This is a genomic window from Martinezella sp. CNPSo 3732 (genome assembly GCF_057784515.1).
This window is the reverse complement of sequence record NZ_JBXSOO010000003.1, coordinates 405,209-429,560: the sequence shown is the minus strand read 5'-3', so window position 1 is coordinate 429,560 and position 24,352 is coordinate 405,209. Positions and strand designations below refer to the sequence as shown.

Below are 24,352 nucleotides of genomic sequence, written 5' to 3'. Positions count from 1 at the left end.
TCGGCTTTCGATTGTCGTGGAACGGCGGTTTGGGAAACATCTTCCTCATGTTTGGCGCATGGACTGCGGAAACTGCGTTTGTTTCGATCCCCTGGTTAAGGATGAATTGTCGTGCGAAAGCGGCCCTCTCCTTTGACAAACTTCGCATCGTGCGTCATATGGAGCGTCAATGAACCGCCTGCGCGAAAATTCGCGCGGGCGGTTTTGCATTTCAACGGCGCCTTTTTTGCAATTCATTCGCATAAGCAGGCGTGGGGGTATTTGGAGACGGGCATGAACAGTCAAGGAAACGATACGATCAGGCGGCTTGCCCTTTGGGGCATTCCGCTGTCGCTTGGCGTCATGGGACTGAAGATGCTGGCCTGGTGGCTGACGGGCTCCGTGGCGCTTTTGTCCGATGGACTTGAATCGCTGGTCAATGTCGTTGCCGCTTTCATCGCCTTTTTCGTCATCCGTTACGCGCAGAAGCCGGCCGATCACGATCACCCCTTCGGGCATCACAAGGCGGAATATCTCTCCGCCGTTACCGAAGGGGTGATGATCGTCGTTGCGGCGCTGATGATCGTGCAGGAAGCGGTCGGGCACCTCGGCAATCCGCAGCCGATGCAGGCGCCTTTGCTCGGCCTCGCCATCAACTTCATCGCTGGCGTCATCAACGGTGTATGGGCCCTGACGCTGATCCGCGCCGGAAGGACGCACCGCTCACCGGCACTGACGGCGGACGGCCAGCATATCATGTCGGATGTCTATACCTCGATCGGCGTGCTCATCGGCTTGTTGCTGGCGCTCGGTACCGGCCAGCCGATCTTCGACCCCGTACTTGCCATTCTCGTTGCCATCAACATTCTCTACCAGGGCTGGAAGGTCATTTCCACTTCGATCGATGGGCTTATGGACAAGGCCGTCCTGCCGGAAGAGGAGGAGACTATCAAGAATGCGATCGCGGGGAATGCCGAGGGCTCGCTCGGCGTGCACGATCTGAAAACGCGCAGGGCAGGGGCGGTGACCTTCGTCGATTTTCATATGGTCGTACCCGCCGCCATGCCGGTGCGAGAGGCACACAGAATCTGCGACCGCCTTGAAGATGCCATACGGGCGATCCATGCGGGCGCCGAAATAACCATTCATGTGGAGCCGGAGGGCGAGAAGGCCCATGGTATCCGCGTCAAAGTGATCAAGGAGACCTGAGATGCCAAAGACCGACGTGTCCGGCCTGTCGATGCTCGGCAACCAGACGGAAACGGCCAGCAATCCGGAGGAGGCCGTTCTGGAGAAGGTGCCGTCCGGCCATGCCGGCACCGATTATGTCGTGCGCTTCACCGCGCCCGAATTCACCTCGCTCTGCCCGATGACGGGACAGCCGGATTTTGCCCATATCGTCATCGACTACATTCCGAACGAATGGCTTGTCGAATCGAAGTCGCTGAAGCTCTTCCTGCACTCCTTCCGCAATCACGGTGCATTCCATGAGGATTGCTCGGTCTATATCGCCAAACGCCTGGTGGATCTGCTGCAGCCGAAGTGGCTGCGCATCGGCGCCTACTGGTATCCGCGCGGCGGCATTCCGATCGACGTCTTCTGGCAGACCGGCAAGCCGCCGGAGGGTGTCTGGCTACCGGACCAGGGCGTTCAGTCCTATCGCGGCCGAGGCTGAATGAAAAAGCCGCCATCCGGAGATGACGGCTTTTCCGCTGGATTCCATGAGGCTGCGCTTCAGGCGAACGAGTTGTCGTCGCCATTGTCATAGGACGAGTCGTCAAAATCATCGTCCTGAGCGTCTTGGGCGGCGTCCTGGGCGTAATCGGCCGCGCTCTGATCATTCTGATCGCTATTATCGTCATTGCCGAAATAGTTGTTGTTGATGATCGTTTCCTGCACCGGCTGTTCGGCGGCATTGGCCGCCGTGCCCCCGAAGAGGCCACTACCGGCATTTCCACCAAAAAGGCCGCCGCCAGTTCCGCCCAGATGCGGGCTGAAGAGGCTGGAGAGCGATTCCGCCAGCATCACGCCGCCGGCCACACCAGCCGCCGTGCCAAGCGCACCTCGCAGGAAGCTGCCGCCGGCTGAAGGCGCTGCCGCCTGCTGGCTCCAAGGCCCAGACGGCTGAGGTTGCGGCTGGCCAGCCCACGGGCCGGGCTGAGGCGCATTGCGGGCATAATCGTCATAGAGCCGACCCTGCTGCTGCGGGTTGCTACCCTGGGGAGCTGCGGCGCGCTGCTGCTGGCCGCCGCCGAAGAGCGAGCCGATCCCGCCGAGGAAACCGCCGCTCTGGCCCTGCGGATGGTTGTCGGCGCCCTGCTGCTCGAGCTCGTGCACGCGGGCTTCGAGCTGCTGGATGCGATCGGCTGCAGCCTTCAAGCCCTGTTCCTGCATGATGACGGCCTGCGCCAGAAAATAGGGCGCATAGGGCTGGTCGCGGACCGACTGGTTGATGAAGGCCTCCGCATCGGCGTCGCGCGGCGTGCTGGCGGCACCGCGCACGCGATCGAAGAGAGAGGCAAGCAATTGACGTTCTTCTGGCGACATGATGGCCTCCTTGGCTATCCGTGCTGCAAATTCGGGGCGCGATTTCTAACCGCGCTGACCTGACGTAGGATCGAATCTCGGCTTTTCAAAGCCATTCAAGTTACATTTCGGTAATCCCCAAACATAACACCATGTTGTCAGCCGCTATTCCCGCCTTGTCTTTTTCCGGCATTGTTTTACGCATTGAGTCGCACTATGTGCGGTGAACGACGCATCATGCTGGAGAGTTGAATGAACGACGAAGACGAACAGGAAGACAAGAAGACCGAGCAGCCCTTGGGCAAGGACGCGGAGGCGAATCTTTTCAAGTCGCGTTCGATCTTCATCTATGGCGGCATCACGCAGGAACTGGCGCAGAAGGTCTGCTCCCAGCTCGTGGCGCTTGCCGCCGCCAGTGACGACGATATCCGCATTTATGTGAATTCGCCCGGCGGTCACGTCGAGTCCGGCGATTCCATCCACGACATGATCAAGTTCATCAAGCCGAAGGTCTGGATGATCGGTACGGGCTGGGTCGCCTCCGCCGGAGCACTGATCTATGTCTCCGCTCCCAAGGAGCGCCGCATTTGCCTGCCGAACACGCGCTTCCTGCTGCACCAACCGTCCGGCGGCACACGCGGCATGGCCTCCGATATCGAGATCCAGGCACGCGAGATCATCAAGATGAACGAGCGCCTGAACAAGATTTTCTCGGAAGCCACCGGCCAGCCGATCGAAAAGATCGCCAAGGATACGGATCGCGATTACTGGCTCTCTGCCGAGGAAGCCAAGGCTTACGGTCTGGTCTCGCGCATCGTGACCTCGCAGGCAGAAATCTGATCTGACGGGTTTTCCCGATTGAATTGAGCGCCCTCGCTTGCCGGAAGGCTGGCGGGGGCGTTTTGCGATGAAGCAGTTTTGATCGAAAGCCCAAAGCTGGCGGCAGAAATCTCCGCCGCCAGCCTTCGCCACTCGGGAGTTGCAACGTTTCCGGGAGCGGCGAACTCGAAAGCGCAAGTTACAAGCGGAGTGCGCCCCCTATATGGTGATCTCCACCGGTGTTCCCTCGGGCATGGTGATGACAGCCTCATAGAAGCCGTCGCCTGTGGTGCGCGGCGTTGATTTCAAGCAGTTATCCGCCTTGCATCGTTCGGCCAGCGCATCAACGGCAGCTTTGCTGCCGAGCGATATGGCAATGTGGTCCCAGCCGATGCGTTCACTCTGCGGCTCGCGGGGAAGCCAGGGGCCGGTCATCAATTCGATCTGGTCGTTGCTTCCAGGCAAGGAAACGAAGCGGGAGATGAAGCCAGGCCGACGCTGGCTTCGATAGGGTTCGCCGACGGTCGCGCCGAAATAGGTCTCCCAGAAAGCCGCGGCCGCATCGAGATTAGGCGTCCATAGAGCGGTATGAGCGATCTGCATTTGCCTCTCCCTGTTCCTGTTCGTGATTGCGGGTAACGATGCTGGCGCAGAGAGGTGCGACGCAGAGCAATAGAGCGAGCATCCAGAAGGCGCCGGGCAGGCCTACATGATCGGCGACCAAGCCGACGCCTGCGGGGCCGACAAGCACGCCCGCATATCCGGTCATGGTGATGGCTGCGACGGCCAAGCCTGCGGGCATGACCTTCTGCGAACCACCCTTGCGAAACAGCACTGGGACGATGTTGGAGGCGCCAAGGCCGATTAGCAGGAAACCGCCCATCGCAAGGATCGAAATCGGACTGATGAGGAGGACGACAAAGCCCGCGACTGCGATCAGGCCGCCCCACAGCATGATCGCTCTGTCCCCGATCTTTGCGGTGATGGCGTCGCCGGCCAGGCGGCCGATCGTCATCGCGATTGCAAACAGCATGTAGCCGAGGCCGCCATGGCTTGCGTCGACCCGGGCCTGCGTTGTCAGCAGCAGGGCGCTCCAGTCGAGGATTGCGCCTTCGACGAGAAAGGTGATTGCCGCAAGAGCTGCCAGCAGCAGCACGAAACCACGTGGCATGACGAAGAGGGGAGCGTCCTCCGATTGGACAGTTCGAAGCAGCCGCGGCCATGCGACGATCATGGCGATGACCATCACAGCCGAGCTTAGAAGCGTGGCGGCGACGGGACCGGCCTTGACGGACAGGAGCAAAGTGACGAGCAGGGAGCCGATGAAGCCGCCTATGCTGAACAGGGCATGGAAGCCTGACATCAAGGGTCGATCCGCGCCTTTCTCTACTTCGACGGCGTGAATGTTCATGGCGACGTCGAGGGAGCCGAGACAGGCACCGAATGTCGCCAGTGCAAGGCCGAGGGTAAACGGCGTGCTGGCTACGGCCAAGGTCGGCAAGAGAAGTGCAAGACCGAAACCGCCCGCGATGATGATTGGCTTGCTGCCATATCGCGCGCTCAATATGCCGGTCGCAAGCATTGCCGCTACCGAGCCGAGGCCGAGACACAGCAGCAGCATGCCCAGCACGCCGTCATCGACCCCAAGGCGAGCTTTGGCGAAGGGGACGAGGGGCGCCCAGCAGGCGAGGGCGAAGCCCCCGACCAGAAAAGCAAGTCGTGTCGCCAGCCGGGTTTCCGGCCGATCTGTGGATTGCATGGTCATTTCTTGTCCTTCGAGATCAGGAGGATGCGGCGACGTCGCTTGCTTTGACGAGCGAGAAGCCGGCGTCGGCGGCCGCTTTTTCGTCTGCGGCAGGCAAGTCATCCTCGACAACGAGCCAGTCGATATCGTCGGCGCCACCGATGCGGTGCGGCGCGCGTTCGTGAAACTTCTCCGAGGTGATCAACGCGATACGTGCCGCGCTTCTCTTGAGCAGCGTTCGTTTGAAGATCGCGTCCGCATGTTCGTACACGCTGATGCCGTTTCTCGCCGAAACGGCGCAGACGCCCAGGAAGCAGCGATCGATGTTCATGGCTTCGATGGCTGCAACGGCCGACGCATCGACGCTGCCGCCGACGACGGGATCTACTGCGCCGCCGATCAGGACGAGCGGGATATCGCCGCGCTTCATGATGGCGCTGGCGATATCGATGGAATTCGTCGCGATGGTCACGTCCAGGTCCTTCGGCAGAAGATCGACCATCGCGAGATTGGTGCTGCCGCTGTCGAAAAACAGGAATTCGCCCGGCTCGACCATCGCAATGGCGGCTTTGGCCAAGGCTTTCTTACGGCCGGATTCCTGTCCGACGCGGGCGGCCATGGGCTGGGAAAGTGTCAACAGGGGAAGCGCGCCGCCATAGACGCGGCGGCATTTGCCCTCAGCGGCAAGCGCCCGCAGGTCGCGGCGCACGGCATCTTCGGACACGTTGAATTCGGAAGCCAGAGATGCGGCAACGATCTGCCGGCCCTCTGCAAGCCGCGCTTCGATAACGTCCCGGCGGGACAAGGGGAGTGGATTGCTCATAAATTTGCATTAACGTGCATAAACAAGAGAGTCAATGTGCGCGTTTATACACGATTGTCCTTGAGGAGGATATAATCCGCGAGTGATTATGCAGCGAGACTGTCGTTTCGCGCGAAAACAGCACTTGCACGCCCGATGCTTGTGATGCTCCATGCGGGTTCAATCGATCCTTCTGCGCTCTTCGAGTCTCCATCGCCATGGTCAAAGATTTTTCCGTTCAAAGCCTGTTCATGGGGTGCCTTACGGCTTTCGTCGGCTTTGCCAGTTCCTTCGCCGTGGTCTTCCACGGCCTGCAGGTGGTGGGCGCCACGGATGCGCAGGCTGCCTCCGGTCTGACGGCGCTTTCCGTGGCGATGGGTCTCTGCGCGATCGTGCTCAGCGTGGCGACAAGGCTTCCGATCAGCATTGCCTGGTCGACGCCAGGAGCCGCATTGCTGGCGAGCGCCGGAGCGATCGAGGGCGGCTTCCCGGCGGCTGTTGGTGCATTTTTCATTTGTGGCATATTGATTGTCGTTGCCGGGCTGTTCCGACCTTTCGGTCGTGCCGTTGCCTCGATCCCGGCGCCGCTTGCCAATGCCATGCTGGCCGGCGTTCTGCTCGGCCTCTGCTTTGCGCCGGTGAAGGCGATCGCCTTCAATCCTGCCTTCGGCCTGCCGATCATCCTTGCCTGGATCGTCGTCGGGTCGTTCAAGCGGCTATGGGCGGTGCCGGCTGCGCTTGCGGCCTTTGCCCTGGTGCTGGCCTTCGGCGTGAAGATACCGGATGGCGCCTTTTCCTCGCTCGAACATTCGCTGCTGCCGACGGCCGAATTCGTGAAGCCGGTCTTCACGCTTGCCGGCATCGTGTCTATCGCGTTGCCGCTGTTCGTCGTCACGATGGCGTCGCAGAACATTCCCGGCATCGCGGTGTTGAAGGTGCATGATTACGATCCGAAGCCGGGTCCGCTGTTTGCCGTGACCGGCGTGTTCTCGCTGCTTGCTGTTCCCTTCGGCGGCCACGCCGTCAATCTGGCGGCTATTACCGCCGCCATGTGCGCCGGACAGGATGCGCATGCCGATCCCAAGCGGCGTTATTGGGCGGCTATCGTTGCCGGACTTGGCTATATCGTCTTCGGATTGCTGGCGAGCGCGGTTACGGCTTTCGTGGCGCTCGCGCCGCCTATTCTCATCGAGGCGGTGGCCGGCCTGGCGCTGGTCGGCGCGCTCTCCAATTCCACCTTGAACGCCTTCCAGCAGCCGGAATCGCGCGAAGCCGCCGCCATCACGTTTCTGGTGACCGCATCGGGTGTTTCCTTCGGCGGCATCTCCGGAGCCTTCTGGGGGCTGATCGCCGGCGGGCTGATGCTGGCCCTGTCGCGCGGCGTGCAGATGCTGAAGAAGTAGGCGAGGGGTTGCTTCTTTTTGATCCGGCGGCTATAAGCGCGGCCATGAAGCTGAATAGCGCAAAGATTTCCGAACAGATTGCACGTGGGCGCGTTGCCCTGCGTGACAATACGCGCGCCCTTACTTCGCTTCTCCTCCTCGGCCTTACGCGCGGTTGCCGGGTCCTTTGAGGAGCGCCCGGCGGCCGAAAAGCCCGCTGGCCATCGCTCCTCGCGACTTACCCTAAAATCGACAGCTTACCCGCAAAGGGTCCGCATTTGTCATCGCCAAGCCGCATCCGATCGGCTAAGACGCGGGATAAAATGACGGGAAAGGAAGAGACGAGACCATGGACGCGAACAGCCATTCCCCCAAAGGCATGCCCGAAGCAGCGGTGAAATACCGCGCCTATCCCCAGATCAATATTCCGGACCGGACGTGGCCGTCCAAGACCATCACCAAGGCGCCGATCTGGTGCTCGGTCGACCTGCGCGACGGCAATCAGGCCCTCGTCGATCCCATGGGTCATGACCGCAAGGCGCGCATGTTTCAGCTGCTGCTGGACATGGGCTTCAAGGAAATCGAGATCGGCTTCCCCTCGGCTTCGCAGACCGACTTCGACTTTGCCCGCTGGTGTATCGAACAGGGCAACGTGCCTGCCGATGTGTCGCTGCAGGTTCTCGTCCAGTGCCGCCCGGAATTGATCACGCGCACTTTCGAGGCGCTGGAAGGCGCCAATAAGCCGATCGTGCACTTCTACAATTCTACCAGCGAATTGCAGCGCCGCGTGGTGTTTGCCAAGGACGTGCAGGGCATCAAGCAGATCGCCGTCGATGCGGCCAAGATGATCACAGACATGGCGGCCAAGGCCGGTGGCGGCTATCGCTTCGAATATTCGCCGGAGAGCTTCACTGGCACGGAGCTCGATGTGGCGCTGGAAATCTGCAACGCTGTCATCGATGTCGTGAAGCCGACGGCTGATAACAAGCTGATCATCAACCTGCCGTCGACAGTCGAAATGGCGACGCCGAACATCTATGCCGACCAGATCGAATGGATGTGCCGCAATCTCGATAACCGCGAAAACCTGATCATCTCTCTTCACCCGCATAATGACCGTGGCACGGGCATTGCTGCTGCCGAGCTGGCGCTGATGGCCGGCGCCGACCGCGTCGAGGGCACCTTGTTCGGCAATGGCGAGCGCACCGGCAATGTCGACGTTGTCACCATGGCATTGAACATGTTCACGCAGGGCGTCGATCCGGAGCTGGATTGCTCGAATATCGAGCGCATGAAGGAAGTCTTCGAATATTCCAACCAGATGGCAATCGGCGAGCGTCACCCTTATGTCGGCGAACTAGTCTATACGGCCTTCTCCGGTTCGCATCAGGATGCGATCAACAAGGGCATGAAGGCCGCGAAGGTTGCCAACGACCCGGTCTGGGAAGTGCCCTATCTGCCGATCGATCCGCAGGATGTCGGCCGCACTTATGAGGCGATCATCCGCATCAACTCGCAGTCCGGCAAAGGCGGCATCGCTTATATTATGCAGCAGGACTACGGCTTGAACCTGCCGCGCAATCTCCAGGTGGAATATCGCGAGGAGATCCAGCGCATCACCGACGAGGAAGGCAAGGAATTGCCGTCGAAGCGCATCTATGAGCATTTCATCGAGCGCTATGTGACGCAGCCGGACGCGCGGATCCGCTTCGTCGACCACCACACTTTCGCCGATCCCGAGCATAAGGGGCAGCGCATCGTCGCGGCCGAGATCACCGACAAGGGCGAAGTGAAGCGCATCGAGGGCAGGGGTAACGGCCCGATCGACGGCTTCATCAATGCGCTCTCGATCTATCTCGGCATCCCGATGTCCGTCGAGGATTACTCCGAGCACTCGTTACAGCACGGCTCCAATGCTGCGGCGATCTCCTATGTCGAGGTCTCCTATCCGGGCGGCAAGCTTTTCGGTGCCGGCATCAACACCAATATCGTCGCCGCGTCCCTCGAGGCGATCGTCTCGGCGGCGAACCGCGTGCTCGCCATCAAGGCGGCATAAGGCTCTGGCGTGGTTGCAGCTCTGATTTGGAAGTCCCCTCGTTTTCGAGGGGACTGCTTTTATTGTACATTAGTCGGCTGACGGCTCGTCGTCTTCAATGAAGCCGCCGGATTGGTGCGACCACAGGGTTGCGTAGATGCCGTTCCGGGCGATCAGCTCCGTATGCGTGCCGTCCTCGACGATGCGGCCATGGTCGAGCACAACAATGCGGTCCATGCGCGCGATGGTCGACAGGCGATGGGCAATGGCAATTACCGTCTTGTCTTCCATGATGCCGTAGAGCGTATCCTGGATTTCGGCTTCGACTTCGGAATCGAGGGCGGAGGTTGCTTCATCGAGCACCAGGATCGGGGCGTCCTTCAGGATAGCACGGGCAATTGCGACGCGCTGCCGCTGACCGCCGGAGAGCTGGACGCCGCGTTCGCCGGCGTGAGCGTCGAAGCCGGTTCTTCCTTCCTGATCCCGCAGGCCCGCGATGAAATCGCTGGCGGCAGCCTTGTCGGCCGCAGCGAGAATCGCATCCTCCGAAAAGCGGGGATTGCCATGGGCGATGTTATCGCGGATGGAGCGGTGAAGGAGCGATGCCTCCTGGCCGACCACGGCAATCTGCCGGCGCAGACTATCCTGCGTCACCTGCCGAATATCCTGCCCGTCGATTTCGATGATGCCACCCTCCGGATCGAAGAAACGAAGCAGCAGATTGACCAGCGTCGATTTGCCGGTGCCGGAGCGACCGACAAGGCCGACCTTCTGGCCCGCCGCAATTCGAAGCGAAACGCCGTCGAGCCCGCCATCTTCCTTGCCGTAGTGATGCGTGATTTGCCGGAAGACAATCTCACCCTTGGTGACGGCAAGCGGCTCGGCGTCCGGCGCATCGGTAATCGCAAGGGGCTGCGAGACGGTCAGCAGTGATTGCCGCATGGCGCCGAGATGGGCAAAAAGCGACGACACCGCATCCAGCATCCATTCGGCCATGCCGGTTATACGGAAGCTCAAGGCGAGCGATGCCGCGATCAGTCCTAGCGGTGCGCCGCCGGACTGCCACAGCACGACCGCATAACCGACGAGCGCGACAATGAGGAAGCTGCCGAGAAACAGCATGCTCGAATTGACCAGCACCTCGAGCCTCTGCACCCGGACAAATGTTTCGCGGGCTTGAGAGAAACGACGGCGAGCCTCCTTGTCTTCCGCCTTTGCATCGGCAAAAAGCTTGATGAGGTCGATATTGGCATAGCTGTCCACCAACATGCCCGTCAGCTCGGCATAGGCTCCCTGGTATTGCGCGGAGGCCTTCTGCAGGCGAGGGATGACATAGGCCATCAGTGCGAGATAGCAGAGAAGCCAGACCAAGAGGGGCCACATGAGGCGCGGGTCGATCGAGGCCATCAGCCAGAGCGAGCCGGCCACATAGATCGTGACAAAGGAGAGCGTGTGCAGGACCTGATAGGCCGCGCCCGTTGCGGCCGTGCCTATGTCGCGCACCTGGCTGGCGATACGCCCGGAAAAATCCTGGCGAAACCAGCCGACGGATTGCCGAAGGACGTGACGATGGGCGCGCCAGCGGAACAGTGTCTCGGCATTGGGTCGGAACGCGATATCATCCAGACTTTCGCGAAGATAGCCGGCAAGAGGCCGGCCGATCAGGACGAGGGCGGCGGCGGCCAGCAGTCCAGCTCCTTCGGATGTCCAGAAATCATCTCGTCGGGCAGCGGCGAGATTATCCACCAGCCGACTGGAATAGCCGATGAGCCAGATCTCGATGACGGCGCCGATGGCAGTCAGGCCAAGGCTGATTGCCATGACTGTGCGAAACGGGCGAAGGTTGTTTAGAAGATAGCGCCAGGCCTTGGATGCCGGTTGCGGCTGGTCATGATGCTGAAATGGATCGACAAGCTCTTCGAAGCGACGAAACATGAGTGCCCTCCACGGGCGAAGATATCAATCTGATGGTCGGGCCGATAAAGCAGCCCTTCACGGCACTGCTTTTCAGCGGTGGCTTCCTGTGCCGCGATTTTTCATCAGAGTGCTCTCCTCATTGGTCGCTGCAACCTACATAGCGTGTATCGGTGCCGATGTCAGCAGCAATTGTATCGGGATCGTTCGACATAGATGAGCGAATAGCGTCCTTTACACGGCTCGCGTCGAGGTCGTCCGAGGATATATATGTTTCAATGGTGAATTTTGCTCAGGCCTGGCCTTTGGCAAGTTCATCGCGTCGCTTCGTCAGACGCTCGAGCTCTTCTTCCTGTTCGGCTATCCGCTCGGACGCCCGCTCTTCGTCGGCGGCGCCGGAAAAGGCTGTTGCCTGCTCAATCAGTTCGCGAAGATTTTCCCTGATTGCCGCAATACGCCTGTCGATTTCAGGAATGGTCAGCAGAACGTCGGACATGTTGAAACTCCAGCAAGACTATCGGACCCCACACGATTACCGCGCCTTATTATCCATCGACCGGCTGGTAGCTGCAAGCGGCAAAACGGATGGGATATCAGTCAGATCTCCGAGGATACCCGATTGGCGATCTGATCGAGCATCGCATTCGAGGAGGGGCCGACGACCGCATAGGTGGTGCCGTTGCGATGCCAGGATACGATGCTGATATCGTCCTTGATGGTTTCGTTAAAATCGTCGTCGGCGATGCCGTCCGTCTTGGTAAAGCAGATGGCGACGACATCGCCATCGAGGTTCTTGTAGATCAGCTGGCCGACAGGTTTACCGGCGGCGACGGACATACGCGCGCCCTGGAAGACGAGACCATCAGCAGCGAGATCCGGAAAGTTGAATTTGACGCCGGCGGTGCTCGCCAGCCACTTGGCGATCTCGTCCAACTGGCTTGCCTGCAACTCAACCATATGCTGCGGCTGGCGCGCATAGATGCGGTGGTAGGCGGCAATATCATCCAGCCAGTTGCGCGTCATAAGCTGTGACGGGGTCGGCGGAGCGCTCGCCGGGACGTCAGCGGGCTGCATACCGAAAAGATAACCGATGCCGCCGCCGACGGCGAACAGGATAAGGGCCGCGGCCAATGATTGCCTGCCCGTCGGTGCCAGTTTCAGCGAATGCCTGGTAATGCGTGGAGATGGCTCTCGGGTCTTCGGAGGCTGAGTGCTCTTGATGGAGCGAACGAGCGCCAGAGGCACCGGCTCCTTCAGAACCTCATCGAAAGCCTTGCGGCCGACGTCGGAGCCATGCCTCAGCTCATCGAAAATACGTCGCGCGTTCGGATCTGAGGCGATGAGCTTTTCCAGCTCTTCTTTTTCTTCGCGGCTCGTCTCGCCATCCATGAAGGCGGACAAGCGGATTTCGAGCGGCGTTTTCTTCATGTCTTGCAATGCTTAAAACCTTCGGGGCGAGCGGCTATGACCCTGGGAGGCGAGGTAAAGGCGTGCGCTGGAGAGCCTTGATGTCACCGCCGACAACGGGATGCCGAGAACATCGGCCGCCTGCTTGTAGCTGTGTCCTTCGACATCGACCAGCAGGAAGACACTGGCAAGACCTTCTGGCAAAGATGTGACGAGGCGGTGCGCTTCACCGGCTTCCACCGGATTTAAATGGGTTTGCGATGCCGGATCACCCTGTTCAAGGGCATTGCCCTTGCCGGCGGTGCGCAGCTTGTGGCGCCGTGCCTCATCGACCCATTGGTGCCGGGCCATGGTATAGAGCCAGCTTTCCAGCTTGCCGCCGCTGTTCCAGAGATGGAACTTGGCTATGCCGCGCTGACAGACGTTTTGGACAAGTTCGTCTGCCTCGGCGAGATCGCCGGTCAGCGTCACTGCAAAGCGGCGAAGCTTCGGAAGAAGGCCGACCAGATCGCGTCTGATATCGATGGCTGCTACCGGCGTTGGCATGATCGTTCCAGGAAGGCGTTGGAGGTTGTCAGATCGGCAATTTGCTTCCGCAATCGAAGGCCTTCCCTGTAAGAAAGGTGATGCGAGCGGAATAATCGTCCTGTACTGGTATGAACCATTTTCCTGCCGTTTCGCAAGTCTTCAAAAGCACCCGCGCGTTTGACTGTCGTTCTTACCGCGGTGATCCCACAATGTATCGGCCGATACTGTCCCGGCGCTGGCCAGAGCCTTCCAGGAAGCAGCAACCCCGGTGGATACAGGCTCCGAAAGCTGGCATGCGGTATTCCTTGTCACGACCTCAAAATCCGTCCCATATTTCCGGATTCCAATGCTTTGATTGTAGCTCCGTATCTTAGAAAACGCTACCGAAACGATGCGCGCGACAATGCTGAAAGCTTCACCATGTCGCCAGAATATCGTAGCCTTCGGGATCGACGCCGCTGCCATTGTCGCTGAGGCTGTAACGCTCTGCTTTCAGTTCCCAGGCGCCCGGCCGGCCGGCGATGGTGAAGAGATTATAGGCAGCGCGCGGCTTCAATCCGCCCACCCCTTGCGATGCTGAGGCGATCCCAACGACCGGAACCGGGCCCATGTGCCCGCGCAGCCAGTGCAAGGTGTTGAGATGTGTGTGGCCATGCAGGACAAGTTCAGCGCCCCCGGTCGAGATGACGGCGGCAAAACGGCGAATGCCGATCATCCGCTTGTAGAAGCTGGTCGCGCCGCGAATCGGCGGGTGATGGATCATAACGACACGAAAGAGTCCGGCATCTCCGGCTGCGCGCAGGATGTTCACCGTCTCGCGGGCCTGGCGTGAGGAGTAAAAACCGCTTGCGGCAAAGGGTGGGGTGGCGACGGCTGTGGAGCATCCCACAATGGCGACCTGACCTCGGACGCGCAGATAGGGGAAAATGCGTTTGTCCTCCTGCCATTCGGCGGGAGCCTCATCGCCGCGGACATAGGGATACCAGGAGCGCATGGCCTTTTCGTAGGCGCCGGGCACGTAGGCATCGTGATTGCCGGGAACGACTGATGTGTGGAGGGGATCGCCAACCGTCTTCAGCCATGCAGCCGCTGTCTCGATCTCCATGCCGCTTGCCAGATTGACGAGATCGCCGGTTACGGCCAGATGATCGGCCTGTTTCGCCTTGATGTCGTCAAGAAGGACATCGAGCGTATCGCCAAAAAGATGCTTGCGCCGGTTCCGGTGCCAGTTCACAAATCCGGTAATGCGTTTGGAGGCGAGTTCTCTGATCGAAAGACGTGGCAGTGGACCAAGGTGAACATCGGAAATATGCGCGAGCTTGAACATGGGATGAGACATAGCCCACTCTATTGTCAAAACAAATACATCCTCGATCCGATTGCAGATCACCATGCCGGGGTTCAGGCATGAGTGAAGACAATCGACGCGATGAAAGGCAGGGTTTGGCTGTGCGTCTGTTCGGCCGCGCGTTGCATGTCTATTTCGTGCTGACCCGCAGCATGACGATCGGCGTGCGCGCCGCCTGCTTCGATGGCGAAGGGCGGATTTTTCTGGTTCGGCATTCCTATATCGCCGGGTGGCATCTGCCCGGCGGCGGCGTCGAACGCCATGAGACTGTGGAGCAGGCGCTTGAGAAGGAGCTGCGCGAGGAGGGCAATCTGGTGATCTCGGGCAAGCCGCAGCTCTTCCACGTCTATTTCAACAATCACACCAGCAAACGCGACCACGTCGTCTTCTATCGCGCCGAGGTCACCCAGACCTCGCCGCGCAAGCCGGATCGCGAAATCGTCGAAAGCGGCTTCTTTCCGGTCGATGCGCTGCCGCCAGGCACGACGAAGGCAACCTATCGCCGGCTAAAGGAATTGGAAGGAGCGGAGGCTCCCTCCAGCTATTGGTAGCCTCCGACGCCTGGGTCAGGCGGCTTTTGTCAGCTGCTCGCGCCCATGCGGGCGATCGAAATCGAGTTCCGGCCCGATCGGCACTATTCCTGTCGGATTGATCGTCTTGTGACTGCGATAATAGTGGTTCTTGATGTGCCCGATGTTCACCGTCTCGGCAACGCCGCCGATCTGATAGAGATCCCGGAGGTAGGCCGAGAGGTTGGGATAATCGGCGATGCGGCGGATATTGCATTTGAAATGGCCGACATAGACGGCATCGAAGCGGATAAGCGTCGTAAACAGCCGCCAGTCAGCCTCCGTCAAGCGATCTCCGAATAGATAGCGCTGCGTCGCCAGTCGCTCATCGAGCATGTCGAGGGTCTCGAAGAGGCGGAGTGCGTTTTCCTGATAGGCTTCCTGAGTCGTCGCAAAGCCGGCCTTGTAGACGCCGTTGTTCACCGTATCGTAGACACGCTCGTTCAATGCATCGATATCGGCCCGCAAGTCAGCAGGATAGAAAGCCGCCGTGGAGCCGGTCAGGCCGTCGAAGGCCGTGTTGAACATGCGGATGATTTCGGCCGATTCGTTGTTGACGATCGTGCCGGTCTGCTTGTCCCAGAGAACGGGAACGGTAACTCGGCCGGAATAATGCGGATCGGCCTTGACATAGACCTCCCAGAGTTTTGTCGCGCCGAAGAGATGGTCGATAGTGCCGCCATCCTGTCCTTTGAATTCCCAGCCGTTTTCAACCATCAGCGGGTCGACGATCGAGACGGAGATCAGCTCCTCCAGCTTCTTCAGCTTGCGGAAGATCAGGGTTCGATGCGCCCAGGGGCAGGCGAGTGACACGTAAAGATGATAGCGTCCGGCCTCTGCCTTGAAGCCGCCGGTGCCTGTCGGGCCGGCGCTGCCATCCGCGGTCACCCAGTTTCGAAACTGCGATGCAGCGCGCTTAAAATGACCCTTCGTCTCTTTGGTATCATACCAGACGTCATGCCAGACGCCGTTAACCAACATACCCATTGCTTCATCCTTCCGGAAAACTGCCGAAACTATAACTCTAGAGATACGGTATGCGCTCCGGATTTCGAGACGGCAAATGATGAACACTGTGTCATAGGTGCCCCTCGCGGGCTGATCGGGTGGTGTCGAGATCGAGATCTTGCATGAATGAACGGCAGGATACATTTTGCATTGGACGCGCCGGATATTTCCTGCTATCCGGCTTTTCACACTTTAAGGACCCCTTGTCATGAAAGTAACCAGAAGCCTGCGACGACGCCGATGATCTTGAACGCTCGATGAGCGCTTTCGGGAACAATATCGTCCGTCTACTGGTTTTTTGGGCTAATGTACAAGCACGATCTGGTCTACCTCACTGAGGATGCGTCGCACGACGCTGCTATCGAACTCATCAACGAAGAAGCTTTCGGTCCGGGGCGGTTTACCCGCGCTGCTGCTCGCATTCGCGAACAGGGGCCGCACGACCGGTCGCTGTCCTTCATCTGCACCGATGATGGCGAGACGATCGCCTCCGTGCGGATGACGCCGGTGCTGGCAGGATCGGTCAAGGGACATCTGCTTGGCCCGCTTGCCGTGCGCCCTTCGCACAAGAACAAGGGAATCGGCCGCGAGCTCGTGCGGATCGCGGTGGCGGCCGCGCAGCGCAAGGGATCGGAAGCCGTCATCCTGATCGGCGATCCGCCCTATTATTGCCCACTCGGTTTCGAAAAGGTCGCCTACAATGCACTGACCTTCCCGGGGCCGGTCGATCCCAACCGGGTGCTGGTCGTGCCGGTTGCCGGGGATACGCATGCGCGGCTGCAGGGTTCGATCATCTGGCGTGATGATTCCGCTGCGGCTATGGAAGCCGAAGACGATGAAGATCTGGATGATGTCATGCAGCTCACCGCGATCGCTGTCTAAGGCGCTATCAACGAAAAATTGCCATGCCTAATATCAGCGGGGCGACAGTCTCTTCTGCAGAAAGAACCGGCTGCGGCCAACGGGGAAATCCGGCAGTTCGCCGAAGATGGCGTAGCCCTGCCGCTGATAGGCTTTCAGCGCCTGCGGATTAAAGGTATCGATCCATGCGCCGAAACAGCCACGCGCGCTGGCTTCAGCTTCCGCCGCCTCCAAGAGCTTTCCGGCCATGCCCTGGCCGCGCAGGCTTTCCGGCACGAAAAGCCATTGGGTGAACAGCCATCCCCAGGCGGTGTAGCCGGATATGCCACCGATGGTCTTGCCCGCATCATCGCGGATCAGAACGGAGAGGGATTGCCGGCCGGACGGGCCGACATCAGCGGTGTTGAACGCCGTCAATCCCTCGCTGATAGCCGCGAGCTCGCTTTCCGATGGTGTATCGGTCACATCGATCTTCATAGTCACCGTCCTTCGCGCCACCATGTGGCGGAGAAAGCAAAAAGAAGGGCGGCGAGGCCGGCAAAGCCGGCAAAGAGCGGCAGAGTGTTGATACCCTTCAAGACGGTTTCGTCGGTCATGCGGATGGTCAGGCGCTGGTCGTCGGCAACGCGCACTGCGCCGCGCACCGGCAGGACCTGCGGCACCGTCACGCCGCCGTTCGCACCGTCGACGCGGGTGACGAGACCCTTGGTCTTCTGTGCGAGCGGTTTCAGTGTTTCGGTAGTCGAGATCATCGCCTTGAATTCCGGAGCATCGATGGCGCCGATATGGACCAGCGTCGACAGATTGCCGCTGGCGATCTGGTAGAGCCCGATCTCGCCCATATGCTTCTCCGCCTGATAAAGGCCCGGCTGCGTCTGCTTCAGCGGCAGGGTGTCCGTCTTGCCTGATGGCGTTTTGATCGTGGCGGGGCCGGGATCGTTGCCGATCGTCTGGCGCGTTACCTGCAGCGTGCGCCCGGCGGCATTGGCCGTCAGAGCTTCTTCTTCCAGCGCCGGCTCCTTGAGCAGCCAATGGGCAATGCGGCGGTAAAGCGACACATGCGGGCCGCCACCCTCGAAACCGCGCGCCCAGAGCCAGCCCTCATCGGAGAGCAGCATGGCGACACGCCCCTGGCCGACGCGGTTCAGCACCAGCAAGGGGCTATTATCAGCACCGACCATCACGGTCTGGCCCTGGGGCCTTTCGACATCGACGCTGCGGAACCAGCGGCCCCAATGCGGCGGCTCGGTTTCGGAGCCATCCAGCCCGCGCGTGACGGGGTGTTTCTTGCCCTGGTCCGACAGGCGCGGATAGAAGGCTTTTTCGATCATCTGACCTGTCGGCTCAGCCGGCAGCACCGAGGCAAGCGGCGTCAGCGCGATCGAACTGCCGCCGGCATGTTCGGGCCCGGCCGCGACCAGTAAGGCGCCGCCGTTTTCGACATATTGCGCCATGTAATCATAATAGATCGTCGGCAGGACGTTTTGACGGTCCTGATAGCGATCGAAAATGATCAGGTCGAAAGAGCTGATCTTGTCGACGAAAAGCTCGCGCGTCGGGAAGGCGATCAGCGACAATTCGTTGATCGGTGTGCCGTCCTGCTTGTCCGGCGGACGCAGGATGGTGAAGTGCACGAGATCGACCGAGGCGTCCGATTTCAACAGGTTGCGCCAGGCGCGCTCGCCGGCATGCGGTTCACCCGAAACGAGGAGAACGCGCATGTTCTGGCGGATGCCTTCGATCAGCTGGACCGTCTGATTGTTGATGCCGGTGACTTCGCCAGGCACTTCGGCGACCGCGAATTCGAGGACATTGTTGCCGGCGCGCGGCACCTTGAAGCTGAAGGGTGTGTCCTGGCCGGGCGTTGCCTGCAGCGTGGCAATCTCGTCGCCATTCATCTTGACCGTGACTGCTGCGGTCCCGCCCGGGCTCTTGCCGTCGTCGACGACCCGAAAGACCAGCTGCTGCTCATCATTGACGATGCCGAAGCGCGGGGCGCGCACGATCTCTATGCGGCGATCGAATTCGTCCGGCTTGCCTGTGATCAGCCCGTGGACGGGCGCGTCGAAGCCGAGCTGCTGATTGATGCCGGGAATGTCGTGGATCTGGCCGTCGGTCAGGAAAATGGCACCGCCGATCCGGGCCGGTGGCACGTCGGCGATCGACGAGGATAGCGCAGAGAAAAGCCGTGTCGACGGTGATTCCGATTCCGCCGGATCGCGGAATTCCACAATGCGCGGCTCGATGCGTGGGAATTGCGCCAGCCGATCCTTGAGCATCGCCAGAGCTTCGTCCGTCATTTTGGTACGTTCCGGCGTCTGCTGGCTCAAGCTGCGGTCGACGACGACAGGAACGATCGTCGTCAGCTGATCGCGATCTTCCTGCATCAGCACCGGGTTGGCGAGCGCCGCGAGCAGAGCAATACCTGCCAGGGCGCGTATCCAGCCGCCCCGCAAGCGCCTGTAGATCGCCAGCGCCGCGATGGCGAGCGTCAGCACCGCCAAAGCGGCAAGCACAGGCCAGGGGAGGAAGGGGGCAAAACCGATATTCATTTTATTGCCCCAAGCGCTGCAGGATATCAGGAACGTGGACGTGATCGGACTTATAATTTCCGGTCAGCATGTACATCATGATGTTGACGCCCGTGCGGTAGGCATATTCGCGCTGGGTTTCGTCCGGAGGGACGGTCGGCAGCAGCGGCGAGCCATTGTCGCCGACGGCCCAGGCGCCGGCAAAATCATTGCCCGTGATCATGATCGGCGTCACTCCGTCGGAGGTGGCGACCGCATTCGCATCGCGACGCGCATCCTGACGCGCTTCCACCCAGAGCGGGCTGTCGGCATAGCGGCCGGGGAAGCTCGACAGGAGGTAGAAGGACTTGGTCAGCACATGGCCCGCGGGCACCGGCTCCAGGGGCGGGATGTCGAGATTGGCAAGAATTTGCTGCAGCCGCTGGCCGTTCGGGCTTGGCGACGAAGTGTCGCCCATCGTGTCGATGGCGTCACGCGTGTCGAAGAGCACCGTTCCGCCGTTGCGCATATAGGCGTCGATGCGATTGATGGCGTCGTTGGACGGCATCGGCGCCGTTGCAGAAATCGGCCAGTAGATCAGCGGATAGAAGGCGAGTTCATCCTTTGCAAGATCCACACCGACCGGCGGGCCGGGTTCGAGCGTTGTTCGATAGGTGAGATAGTCGGAGAGGCCTGCAAGCCCCCGCTCCGAAATGTGATCGACATCCGTTTCGCCGGTGACGACAAAGGCGAGATGCGTCTTGTCCAGCCGCGAGAAGATGGCGTCGTCGCCCGGTTTGGAATCGTCGGCCAGAGCATTTGCTGGATGAAGGAACATGGCGAGCGAGGCGGCCAACAGCAGCATTGCCGCGCCGCCCGCAATCGTCTTGGCCGATCTGCCTAGGCGCGGGAAGGCGCCGTTCATGAATAGGACGATGATGCTGTCGGCCAGCAGCAGCAGGAAGGCGAAGGTGAAGAGGATCGGCTTCGCGGACCAGGCCTCGCCGCCGATCAGGCCTTCTCGTGCGACCGCCCCCGCTGCCGAGGTATCCAGCGGCTTGAGCGCTGCGCCGCTCGGAAGGGTATTGAGCGCGCTGAAGCCCTCTTCGGAACCATAGAGGCCGGGCGGGTTGTCGAAACTTGCGACTGCGGCTCCTTTGTTGTTTGGTTCCAACGGGCGTGCGCTGCCGATCTCGCTGGTCAACACGCCCTTGGCGGTCAGAAGCCGGTAGGGTGGCATTGCTTCGCTTGCCTTGGCAGCCCCTTGGCTCGACGCGACGCCGCCGGCGCGCGACAGCTGGACGATACGGCGCAGCATCTCGACGAAATTGCCAGATATCGGCAGATCGGACCATTGCGGCTCGGCGCTGACATGGAAGAGTACGATGCGGCCGGCCTGCATCTGCTTTTCCGTGACGAGCGGCGTGCCATCGGCAAGGCTCGCCCAGGTGCGCTCGGCCAGATCCGGCGTCGGCTCGGCCAGAACCTGCCGCTTGATCAGGACATCATTCGGCTTCGGCATGCCGGCGAAGGGACCGAACGACGGAAAATCGGCAAGCGGCTGCGGTTCGGCCCAGGAAAGAGCGCCACCGAATGTACGTTCGCCCTGCCGCAATGTAACCGGGACCAACGGATCGTCGGCGGGAGCTGCGGCGAGGCGCGGTCCGGCGAAGCGGACGAGCGTGCCGCCACTCTCGATCCACTTCTGCAGCGGCGCATAGGTTTCCTGCGGCAGGCGGCCGACATCGGCCATGATGATGACGGAGGGATTGCCCGCGAGCAATTGGGGGATTGACTTTGCGAGATCGGCGCTGTTGGGCTGCGTCAGATCGGCATAGGGCTGAAGAGCGCGCTGGATATAGTAGAGTGGCGACAGAATCGGCTGGAACTCGTCGGCGGCTTGTCCGGAGAGGAGCGCCACCCGGCGGCGCCGAAACCCGTCGTCCAGCAAATAGACGCTGCCGGCGCTTGCCTGGCGGTCGATGCTGATGCGGGCGAAATCATTGCGCATTTCGAAGGGCGCGGCAATGGAGCCGGTCGCAACCGTTTGCCCGCCCGTGAAATCGAGCGAACCGGCGGCGATCGGCCGTCCCTGATTGTCCTGCGCCGTCAGTCCGAGGCGCATCGGGCCGCTGCCGTTCAGTCGTGTTGCCGTAACGGTCATGTTGCTGGCGGTATTGGCTGCGCCCGTGAGCGCGACGACATCGCGGCCATCGCCCTCGATGAGCCTTAGCTCACTCGGCTGCAGGGCGGCGAGGCGGCTGACGATATCGTCCTTGTCCTTGCTCTCTATACCGTCGGAGAGGAAGGCGACAGTGCCGGGCTTGCTGCCGTTGAGCGCCGCTTTCACTGCTTCGGCGGCGCGTTGCCGATCCGGCACCAGTGGTCGGGGGTTTATTGCATGCAGCTTGTCGCGGGCCGATGTCGCGGCACCCGGCGTCGCGTCATTGCCCTGTTCGGCGGTGAAGGCGATTGAGACCGGAATGCTCTTGGCGTCGGCATCGTCGATCAGCGCGTCCGCCGTGCGCACACGGCGTTCCCAATCCGAAATGCTCGCCCAGCTATTGTCGATCATCAGCACCAGCGGGCCGCTGCTAGAGAGCGTGTTGGTGCGCGGATTGAACATCGGATTGGCGATGGCGAGGATGACGAGGGCGGCCAGCAGCATGCGCAGCAGCGTCAGCCACCACGGGCTGCGGGCCGGGGTTTCCTCGCGCTTGAGGATGCTCGCCAGAATGCGGAGCGGCGGGAACACTTCGGTTCGCGGCTGCGGCGGGGTCAGGCGCAGCAGCCACCAGATCGCAGGAAGCAGAATGAGCGCAGCCAGGATGGCCGGTGATGCGAATGCAAAGGAGAGACCGCTCATGGCTGGCCTCCAGACGCGACCCTTGCGGGCATGCCTGAGAGATACATATGCACGGCGACCAAGGCTTCGGAAGCCAGCCGGTCGGTGCGGTGGCTGACGAAGGTCCAGCCGAGATGGCGCAGCGACTGGCCGAGATTTTCGCGTCGCGCCAGATAGGCGCGCTGATAGTCTTCACGCAAGTTTTCCGCGCGGCCGGCGATCAGCTTCGAGCCCGTTTCGGGATCGCTGAATTCGGTGCGCCCGCTATAGGGAAATAGTTCTTCGGCGGGGTCGGCAATCTCGATCACGTGACCGCGCAAGCCGCGGCGGGCCAAGGGTCCGATCCTGCCCATGACGCTATCTGCATCGTCGAGAAAATCGCCGATCAGCACGATATCGCTCCAGCCGCGAATCATCGCCGTCTGCGGCAAGCCGCCTTCGAGCGGGGTATGCATCAGGGCTGCAGCCAGACGCTCGGCGGCGTTGCGGGTCGAAACCGGCTCCATGATGCCCGGGCAGCCGATGCGCTCGCCGGAGCGGGACAGGATTTCCGCCAGCGCCAGCATGATGACAAGTGCACGGCCTTCCTTGGACACATGGCCATAGGTCGACTTATACATCATCGATGGCGACAGATCGGCCCAGAGCCAGATCGTATGCGCGGCTTCCCATTCATGATCTCGGATATAGGTATGATCGTCGCGCGCCGAGCGCCGCCAGTCGATGCGCGAAAGGCTTTCGCCTTCGGTATAGGGGCGGAACTGCCAGAAATTCTCGCCGATGCCGCGCTTGCGCCGGCCGTGCCATCCGGCGATGACCGTGTTGGCGATGCGCTTGGCTTCGACAAGGCAATCCGGCACGAGGGCGGCGCGGCTGCGGGCTCGGGAGAGGGCATCATTGCCTAAGGTCGGTCTGACGGTCTGTCCGATGGATGCCACGCGCTATACTCTCCTCGACATCCGGGTCACGACTTCGACTGCTTGACCAGCCCTGAAATGACATCGCGCACGGACATGCCTTCGGCGCGAGCTGCAAAAGTCAGCGCCATACGGTGTTCCAGCACGGGCTCGGCGAGCGCATGAATGTCGTCGATCGACGGCGCAAGCCGGCCCTCGTAAAGGGCGCGGGCACGGGCGCAGAGCATCATCGCCTGGCCGGCACGCGGGCCTGGACCCCAGGCGACATGCTTGTCTGTGGAGGCATTGCCCTGGCCCGGGCGGGCCGAACGCACGAGCGACAGGATTGTATCCACGACGCCGTCGCTGACGGGCATCTGGCGGATGAGTTGCTGGATTTCCAGCAAGCGTTCGGCGTCGATGACCGCCTGCGGCGTTGCCTCGCTCAAGCCCGTGGTTTCGAGCAGGATGCGGCGCTCGTCGGCAAGTTCGGGATAATCGACATCGACCTGCAGCAGGAAACGGTCCAGCTGGGCTTCCGGCAGCGGGTAGGTGCCTTCCTGCTCCAGCGGGTTCTGCGTGGCGAGAACGTGGAAGGGGGCAGGTAGGTCGTAACGCTGGCCGGCGATGGTGACGTGATATTCCTGCATGGACTGCAGAAGGGCGGACTGCGTGCGCGGCGAGGCGCGGTTGATTTCGTCGGCCATCAGCAATTGCGCGAAGACCGGACCCTTGACGAAACGGAAGGAGCGGCGGCCGGTCTCATCCTGGTCCATGACTTCGGAACCGAGAATATCCGAGGGCATGAGGTCCGGTGTGAACTGAACGCGATTGGAGGCAAGGCCGAGGACTGCGCCGAGCGTGGTCACGAGCTTCGTCTTGGCAAGACCCGGCACGCCGACCAGCAGGGCATGACCGCCGGCAAGCACGGCCAGCAGCGTGTTTTCCACGACGCTTTCCTGGCCGAAAATGACCTTCGATACCTCCTGGCGAATGGTGGCGATATCGCCCAGTGCCTTTTCGGCTGAGGCGATGATGGCCTGCTCGTCGAGGCTCGTTTCGGTCGATTTGATCATGCCCATTTGCGTCTCCAATGGCAGAAAAACGGTGCGCGCGATTCGCAGTCGTTACACATTTGCCTCATAATCAATACAACTTATCGCCAGCAAGACCGCTGAC

The 24,352-nt window shown here is 60.9% G+C and carries 22 protein-coding genes; 7 read left to right on the top strand and 15 right to left on the bottom strand.

The features are described from left to right. Positions 1-273: 273 nt before the first annotated feature. Both AC13RM_RS10735 and queF read left to right on the top strand, forming a co-directional pair. The gene (locus AC13RM_RS10735; RefSeq protein ID WP_374815303.1) at positions 274-1,188 is read left to right on the top strand and encodes a cation diffusion facilitator family transporter; all 915 of its coding nucleotides are present in this window, start codon (positions 274-276) and stop codon (positions 1,186-1,188) included. Between the two features lies 1 nt (position 1,189). Then, complete coding sequence (gene queF / locus AC13RM_RS10730; protein ID WP_374815301.1) at positions 1,190-1,654, top strand: preQ(1) synthase; 465 nt, start codon at positions 1,190-1,192, stop codon at positions 1,652-1,654. A gap of 59 nt (positions 1,655-1,713) precedes the next feature. Here the strand turns inward: queF and AC13RM_RS10725 are convergent, their stop codons facing one another. Continuing rightward, entirely contained in the window at positions 1,714-2,526 is an 813-nt protein-coding gene (locus AC13RM_RS10725) for a DUF2076 domain-containing protein (protein WP_374815299.1), read from the bottom strand. 231 nt (positions 2,527-2,757) lie between these two features. On the opposite strand from AC13RM_RS10725, the gene AC13RM_RS10720 reads away from it, so the two are divergent. Beyond that, on the top strand, positions 2,758-3,345 hold the full coding sequence (locus AC13RM_RS10720; RefSeq protein WP_285171186.1) for an ATP-dependent Clp protease proteolytic subunit: 588 nt from the start codon (positions 2,758-2,760) through the stop codon (positions 3,343-3,345). A 198-nt stretch (positions 3,346-3,543) separates the two neighbouring features. Here AC13RM_RS10720 and AC13RM_RS10715 read toward each other — a convergent pair whose 3' ends face one another. From AC13RM_RS10715 to AC13RM_RS10705, 3 genes are read right to left on the bottom strand one after another with little or no spacing between them, the layout of a single operon-like run. Continuing rightward, positions 3,544-3,927 carry a VOC family protein gene (locus tag AC13RM_RS10715; RefSeq protein WP_374815297.1) on the bottom strand — a complete coding sequence of 128 codons (384 nt, stop codon included), beginning with the start codon at positions 3,925-3,927 and terminating at the stop codon, positions 3,544-3,546. Continuing rightward, positions 3,893-5,083: an MFS transporter gene (locus AC13RM_RS10710; RefSeq protein ID WP_374815295.1), complete on the bottom strand. Its 1,191-nt coding sequence runs from the start codon at positions 5,081-5,083 to the stop codon at positions 3,893-3,895. Before AC13RM_RS10710 ends, AC13RM_RS10715 begins: the two co-directional genes overlap by 35 nt. A 22-nt stretch (positions 5,084-5,105) precedes the next feature. After that, positions 5,106-5,891: a DeoR/GlpR family DNA-binding transcription regulator gene (locus tag AC13RM_RS10705; protein WP_374815293.1), complete on the bottom strand. Its 786-nt coding sequence runs from the start codon at positions 5,889-5,891 to the stop codon at positions 5,106-5,108. Between the two features lie 197 nt (positions 5,892-6,088). On the opposite strand from AC13RM_RS10705, the gene AC13RM_RS10700 reads away from it, so the two are divergent. Together AC13RM_RS10700 and leuA are read left to right on the top strand one after the other, a co-directional pair. Continuing rightward, positions 6,089-7,273 (top strand): benzoate/H(+) symporter BenE family transporter, encoded by a 1,185-nt coding sequence (locus AC13RM_RS10700; RefSeq protein WP_374815292.1) that lies wholly within the window; start codon positions 6,089-6,091, stop codon positions 7,271-7,273. A 328-nt stretch (positions 7,274-7,601) separates the two neighbouring features. After that, entirely contained in the window at positions 7,602-9,308 is a 1,707-nt protein-coding gene (leuA, locus tag AC13RM_RS10695) for a 2-isopropylmalate synthase (RefSeq protein ID WP_374815291.1), read from the top strand. A 69-nt stretch (positions 9,309-9,377) separates the two neighbouring features. On the opposite strand, the gene AC13RM_RS10690 is transcribed toward leuA, so the two are convergent. The 5 genes from AC13RM_RS10690 to AC13RM_RS10670 all read right to left on the bottom strand — a co-directional run bounded on the left by AC13RM_RS10690 (position 9,378) and on the right by AC13RM_RS10670 (position 14,493). Further along, positions 9,378-11,222, bottom strand: coding sequence for an ABC transporter ATP-binding protein (locus AC13RM_RS10690; protein ID WP_374815289.1), 1,845 nt, complete (start codon positions 11,220-11,222; stop codon positions 9,378-9,380). Positions 11,223-11,493: 271 nt separating this feature from the next. After that, positions 11,494-11,697, bottom strand: coding sequence for a hypothetical protein (locus tag AC13RM_RS10685; RefSeq protein ID WP_285171192.1), 204 nt, complete (start codon positions 11,695-11,697; stop codon positions 11,494-11,496). A 101-nt stretch (positions 11,698-11,798) separates the two neighbouring features. Further along, a complete protein-coding gene (locus tag AC13RM_RS10680) occupies positions 11,799-12,638 on the bottom strand; it encodes an anti-sigma factor (RefSeq protein ID WP_285171193.1) in 840 nt (279 codons plus the stop codon). Between the two features lie 3 nt (positions 12,639-12,641). After that, complete coding sequence (locus AC13RM_RS10675; RefSeq protein WP_374815286.1) at positions 12,642-13,154, bottom strand: RNA polymerase sigma factor; 513 nt, start codon at positions 13,152-13,154, stop codon at positions 12,642-12,644. 397 nt (positions 13,155-13,551) lie between these two features. Next, on the bottom strand, positions 13,552-14,493 hold the full coding sequence (locus tag AC13RM_RS10670; RefSeq protein ID WP_113230440.1) for a metallophosphoesterase family protein: 942 nt from the start codon (positions 14,491-14,493) through the stop codon (positions 13,552-13,554). Positions 14,494-14,543: 50 nt separating this feature from the next. On the opposite strand from AC13RM_RS10670, the gene AC13RM_RS10665 reads away from it, so the two are divergent. After that, complete coding sequence (locus tag AC13RM_RS10665; protein WP_374815285.1) at positions 14,544-15,035, top strand: NUDIX domain-containing protein; 492 nt, start codon at positions 14,544-14,546, stop codon at positions 15,033-15,035. Positions 15,036-15,050: 15 nt separating this feature from the next. Here the strand turns inward: AC13RM_RS10665 and AC13RM_RS10660 are convergent, their stop codons facing one another. Then, complete coding sequence (locus AC13RM_RS10660) at positions 15,051-16,040, bottom strand: glutathione S-transferase family protein (RefSeq protein ID WP_374815283.1); 990 nt, start codon at positions 16,038-16,040, stop codon at positions 15,051-15,053. A gap of 327 nt (positions 16,041-16,367) precedes the next feature. Here AC13RM_RS10660 and AC13RM_RS10655 point away from each other — a divergent pair, with 327 nt between their 5' ends. Continuing rightward, the gene (locus AC13RM_RS10655) at positions 16,368-16,943 is read left to right on the top strand and encodes a GNAT family N-acetyltransferase (RefSeq protein WP_374815281.1); all 576 of its coding nucleotides are present in this window, start codon (positions 16,368-16,370) and stop codon (positions 16,941-16,943) included. A gap of 33 nt (positions 16,944-16,976) precedes the next feature. Here the strand turns inward: AC13RM_RS10655 and AC13RM_RS10650 are convergent, their stop codons facing one another. From AC13RM_RS10650 to AC13RM_RS10630, 5 genes are read right to left on the bottom strand one after another with little or no spacing between them, the layout of a single operon-like run. After that, positions 16,977-17,399, bottom strand: coding sequence for a GNAT family N-acetyltransferase (locus AC13RM_RS10650; protein ID WP_285171198.1), 423 nt, complete (start codon positions 17,397-17,399; stop codon positions 16,977-16,979). 2 nt (positions 17,400-17,401) lie between these two features. Next, a complete protein-coding gene (locus AC13RM_RS10645; protein ID WP_374815279.1) occupies positions 17,402-19,474 on the bottom strand; it encodes a hypothetical protein in 2,073 nt (690 codons plus the stop codon). 1 nt (position 19,475) lies between these two features. Beyond that, positions 19,476-22,298, bottom strand: coding sequence for a DUF4159 domain-containing protein (locus tag AC13RM_RS10640; protein WP_488554916.1), 2,823 nt, complete (start codon positions 22,296-22,298; stop codon positions 19,476-19,478). Continuing rightward, positions 22,295-23,215 carry a DUF58 domain-containing protein gene (locus AC13RM_RS10635; protein ID WP_488554915.1) on the bottom strand — a complete coding sequence of 307 codons (921 nt, stop codon included), beginning with the start codon at positions 23,213-23,215 and terminating at the stop codon, positions 22,295-22,297. Before AC13RM_RS10635 ends, AC13RM_RS10640 begins: the two co-directional genes overlap by 4 nt. A 26-nt stretch (positions 23,216-23,241) precedes the next feature. Beyond that, on the bottom strand, positions 23,242-24,255 hold the full coding sequence (locus AC13RM_RS10630; protein WP_440480078.1) for an AAA family ATPase: 1,014 nt from the start codon (positions 24,253-24,255) through the stop codon (positions 23,242-23,244). Positions 24,256-24,352 lie beyond the last annotated feature (97 nt).

Coding starts and splice junctions, on each gene's coding strand:
- AC13RM_RS10735 (WP_374815303.1), top strand. CDS start 274: ATGAACAGTCAAGGAAACGATACGATCAGGCGGCTTGCCCTTTGGGGC.
- queF (WP_374815301.1), top strand. CDS start 1,190: ATGCCAAAGACCGACGTGTCCGGCCTGTCGATGCTCGGCAACCAGACG.
- AC13RM_RS10725 (WP_374815299.1), bottom strand. CDS start 2,526: ATGTCGCCAGAAGAACGTCAATTGCTTGCCTCTCTCTTCGATCGCGTG.
- AC13RM_RS10720 (WP_285171186.1), top strand. CDS start 2,758: ATGAACGACGAAGACGAACAGGAAGACAAGAAGACCGAGCAGCCCTTG.
- AC13RM_RS10715 (WP_374815297.1), bottom strand. CDS start 3,927: ATGCAGATCGCTCATACCGCTCTATGGACGCCTAATCTCGATGCGGCC.
- AC13RM_RS10710 (WP_374815295.1), bottom strand. CDS start 5,083: ATGCAATCCACAGATCGGCCGGAAACCCGGCTGGCGACACGACTTGCT.
- AC13RM_RS10705 (WP_374815293.1), bottom strand. CDS start 5,891: ATGAGCAATCCACTCCCCTTGTCCCGCCGGGACGTTATCGAAGCGCGG.
- AC13RM_RS10700 (WP_374815292.1), top strand. CDS start 6,089: ATGGTCAAAGATTTTTCCGTTCAAAGCCTGTTCATGGGGTGCCTTACG.
- leuA (WP_374815291.1), top strand. CDS start 7,602: ATGGACGCGAACAGCCATTCCCCCAAAGGCATGCCCGAAGCAGCGGTG.
- AC13RM_RS10690 (WP_374815289.1), bottom strand. CDS start 11,222: ATGTTTCGTCGCTTCGAAGAGCTTGTCGATCCATTTCAGCATCATGAC.
- AC13RM_RS10685 (WP_285171192.1), bottom strand. CDS start 11,697: ATGTCCGACGTTCTGCTGACCATTCCTGAAATCGACAGGCGTATTGCG.
- AC13RM_RS10675 (WP_374815286.1), bottom strand. CDS start 13,154: ATGCCAACGCCGGTAGCAGCCATCGATATCAGACGCGATCTGGTCGGC.
- AC13RM_RS10665 (WP_374815285.1), top strand. CDS start 14,544: ATGAGTGAAGACAATCGACGCGATGAAAGGCAGGGTTTGGCTGTGCGT.
- AC13RM_RS10660 (WP_374815283.1), bottom strand. CDS start 16,040: ATGGGTATGTTGGTTAACGGCGTCTGGCATGACGTCTGGTATGATACC.
- AC13RM_RS10655 (WP_374815281.1), top strand. CDS start 16,368: ATGTACAAGCACGATCTGGTCTACCTCACTGAGGATGCGTCGCACGAC.
- AC13RM_RS10650 (WP_285171198.1), bottom strand. CDS start 17,399: ATGAAGATCGATGTGACCGATACACCATCGGAAAGCGAGCTCGCGGCT.
- AC13RM_RS10645 (WP_374815279.1), bottom strand. CDS start 19,474: ATGAATATCGGTTTTGCCCCCTTCCTCCCCTGGCCTGTGCTTGCCGCT.
- AC13RM_RS10640 (WP_488554916.1), bottom strand. CDS start 22,298: ATGAGCGGTCTCTCCTTTGCATTCGCATCACCGGCCATCCTGGCTGCG.
- AC13RM_RS10630 (WP_440480078.1), bottom strand. CDS start 24,255: ATGGGCATGATCAAATCGACCGAAACGAGCCTCGACGAGCAGGCCATC.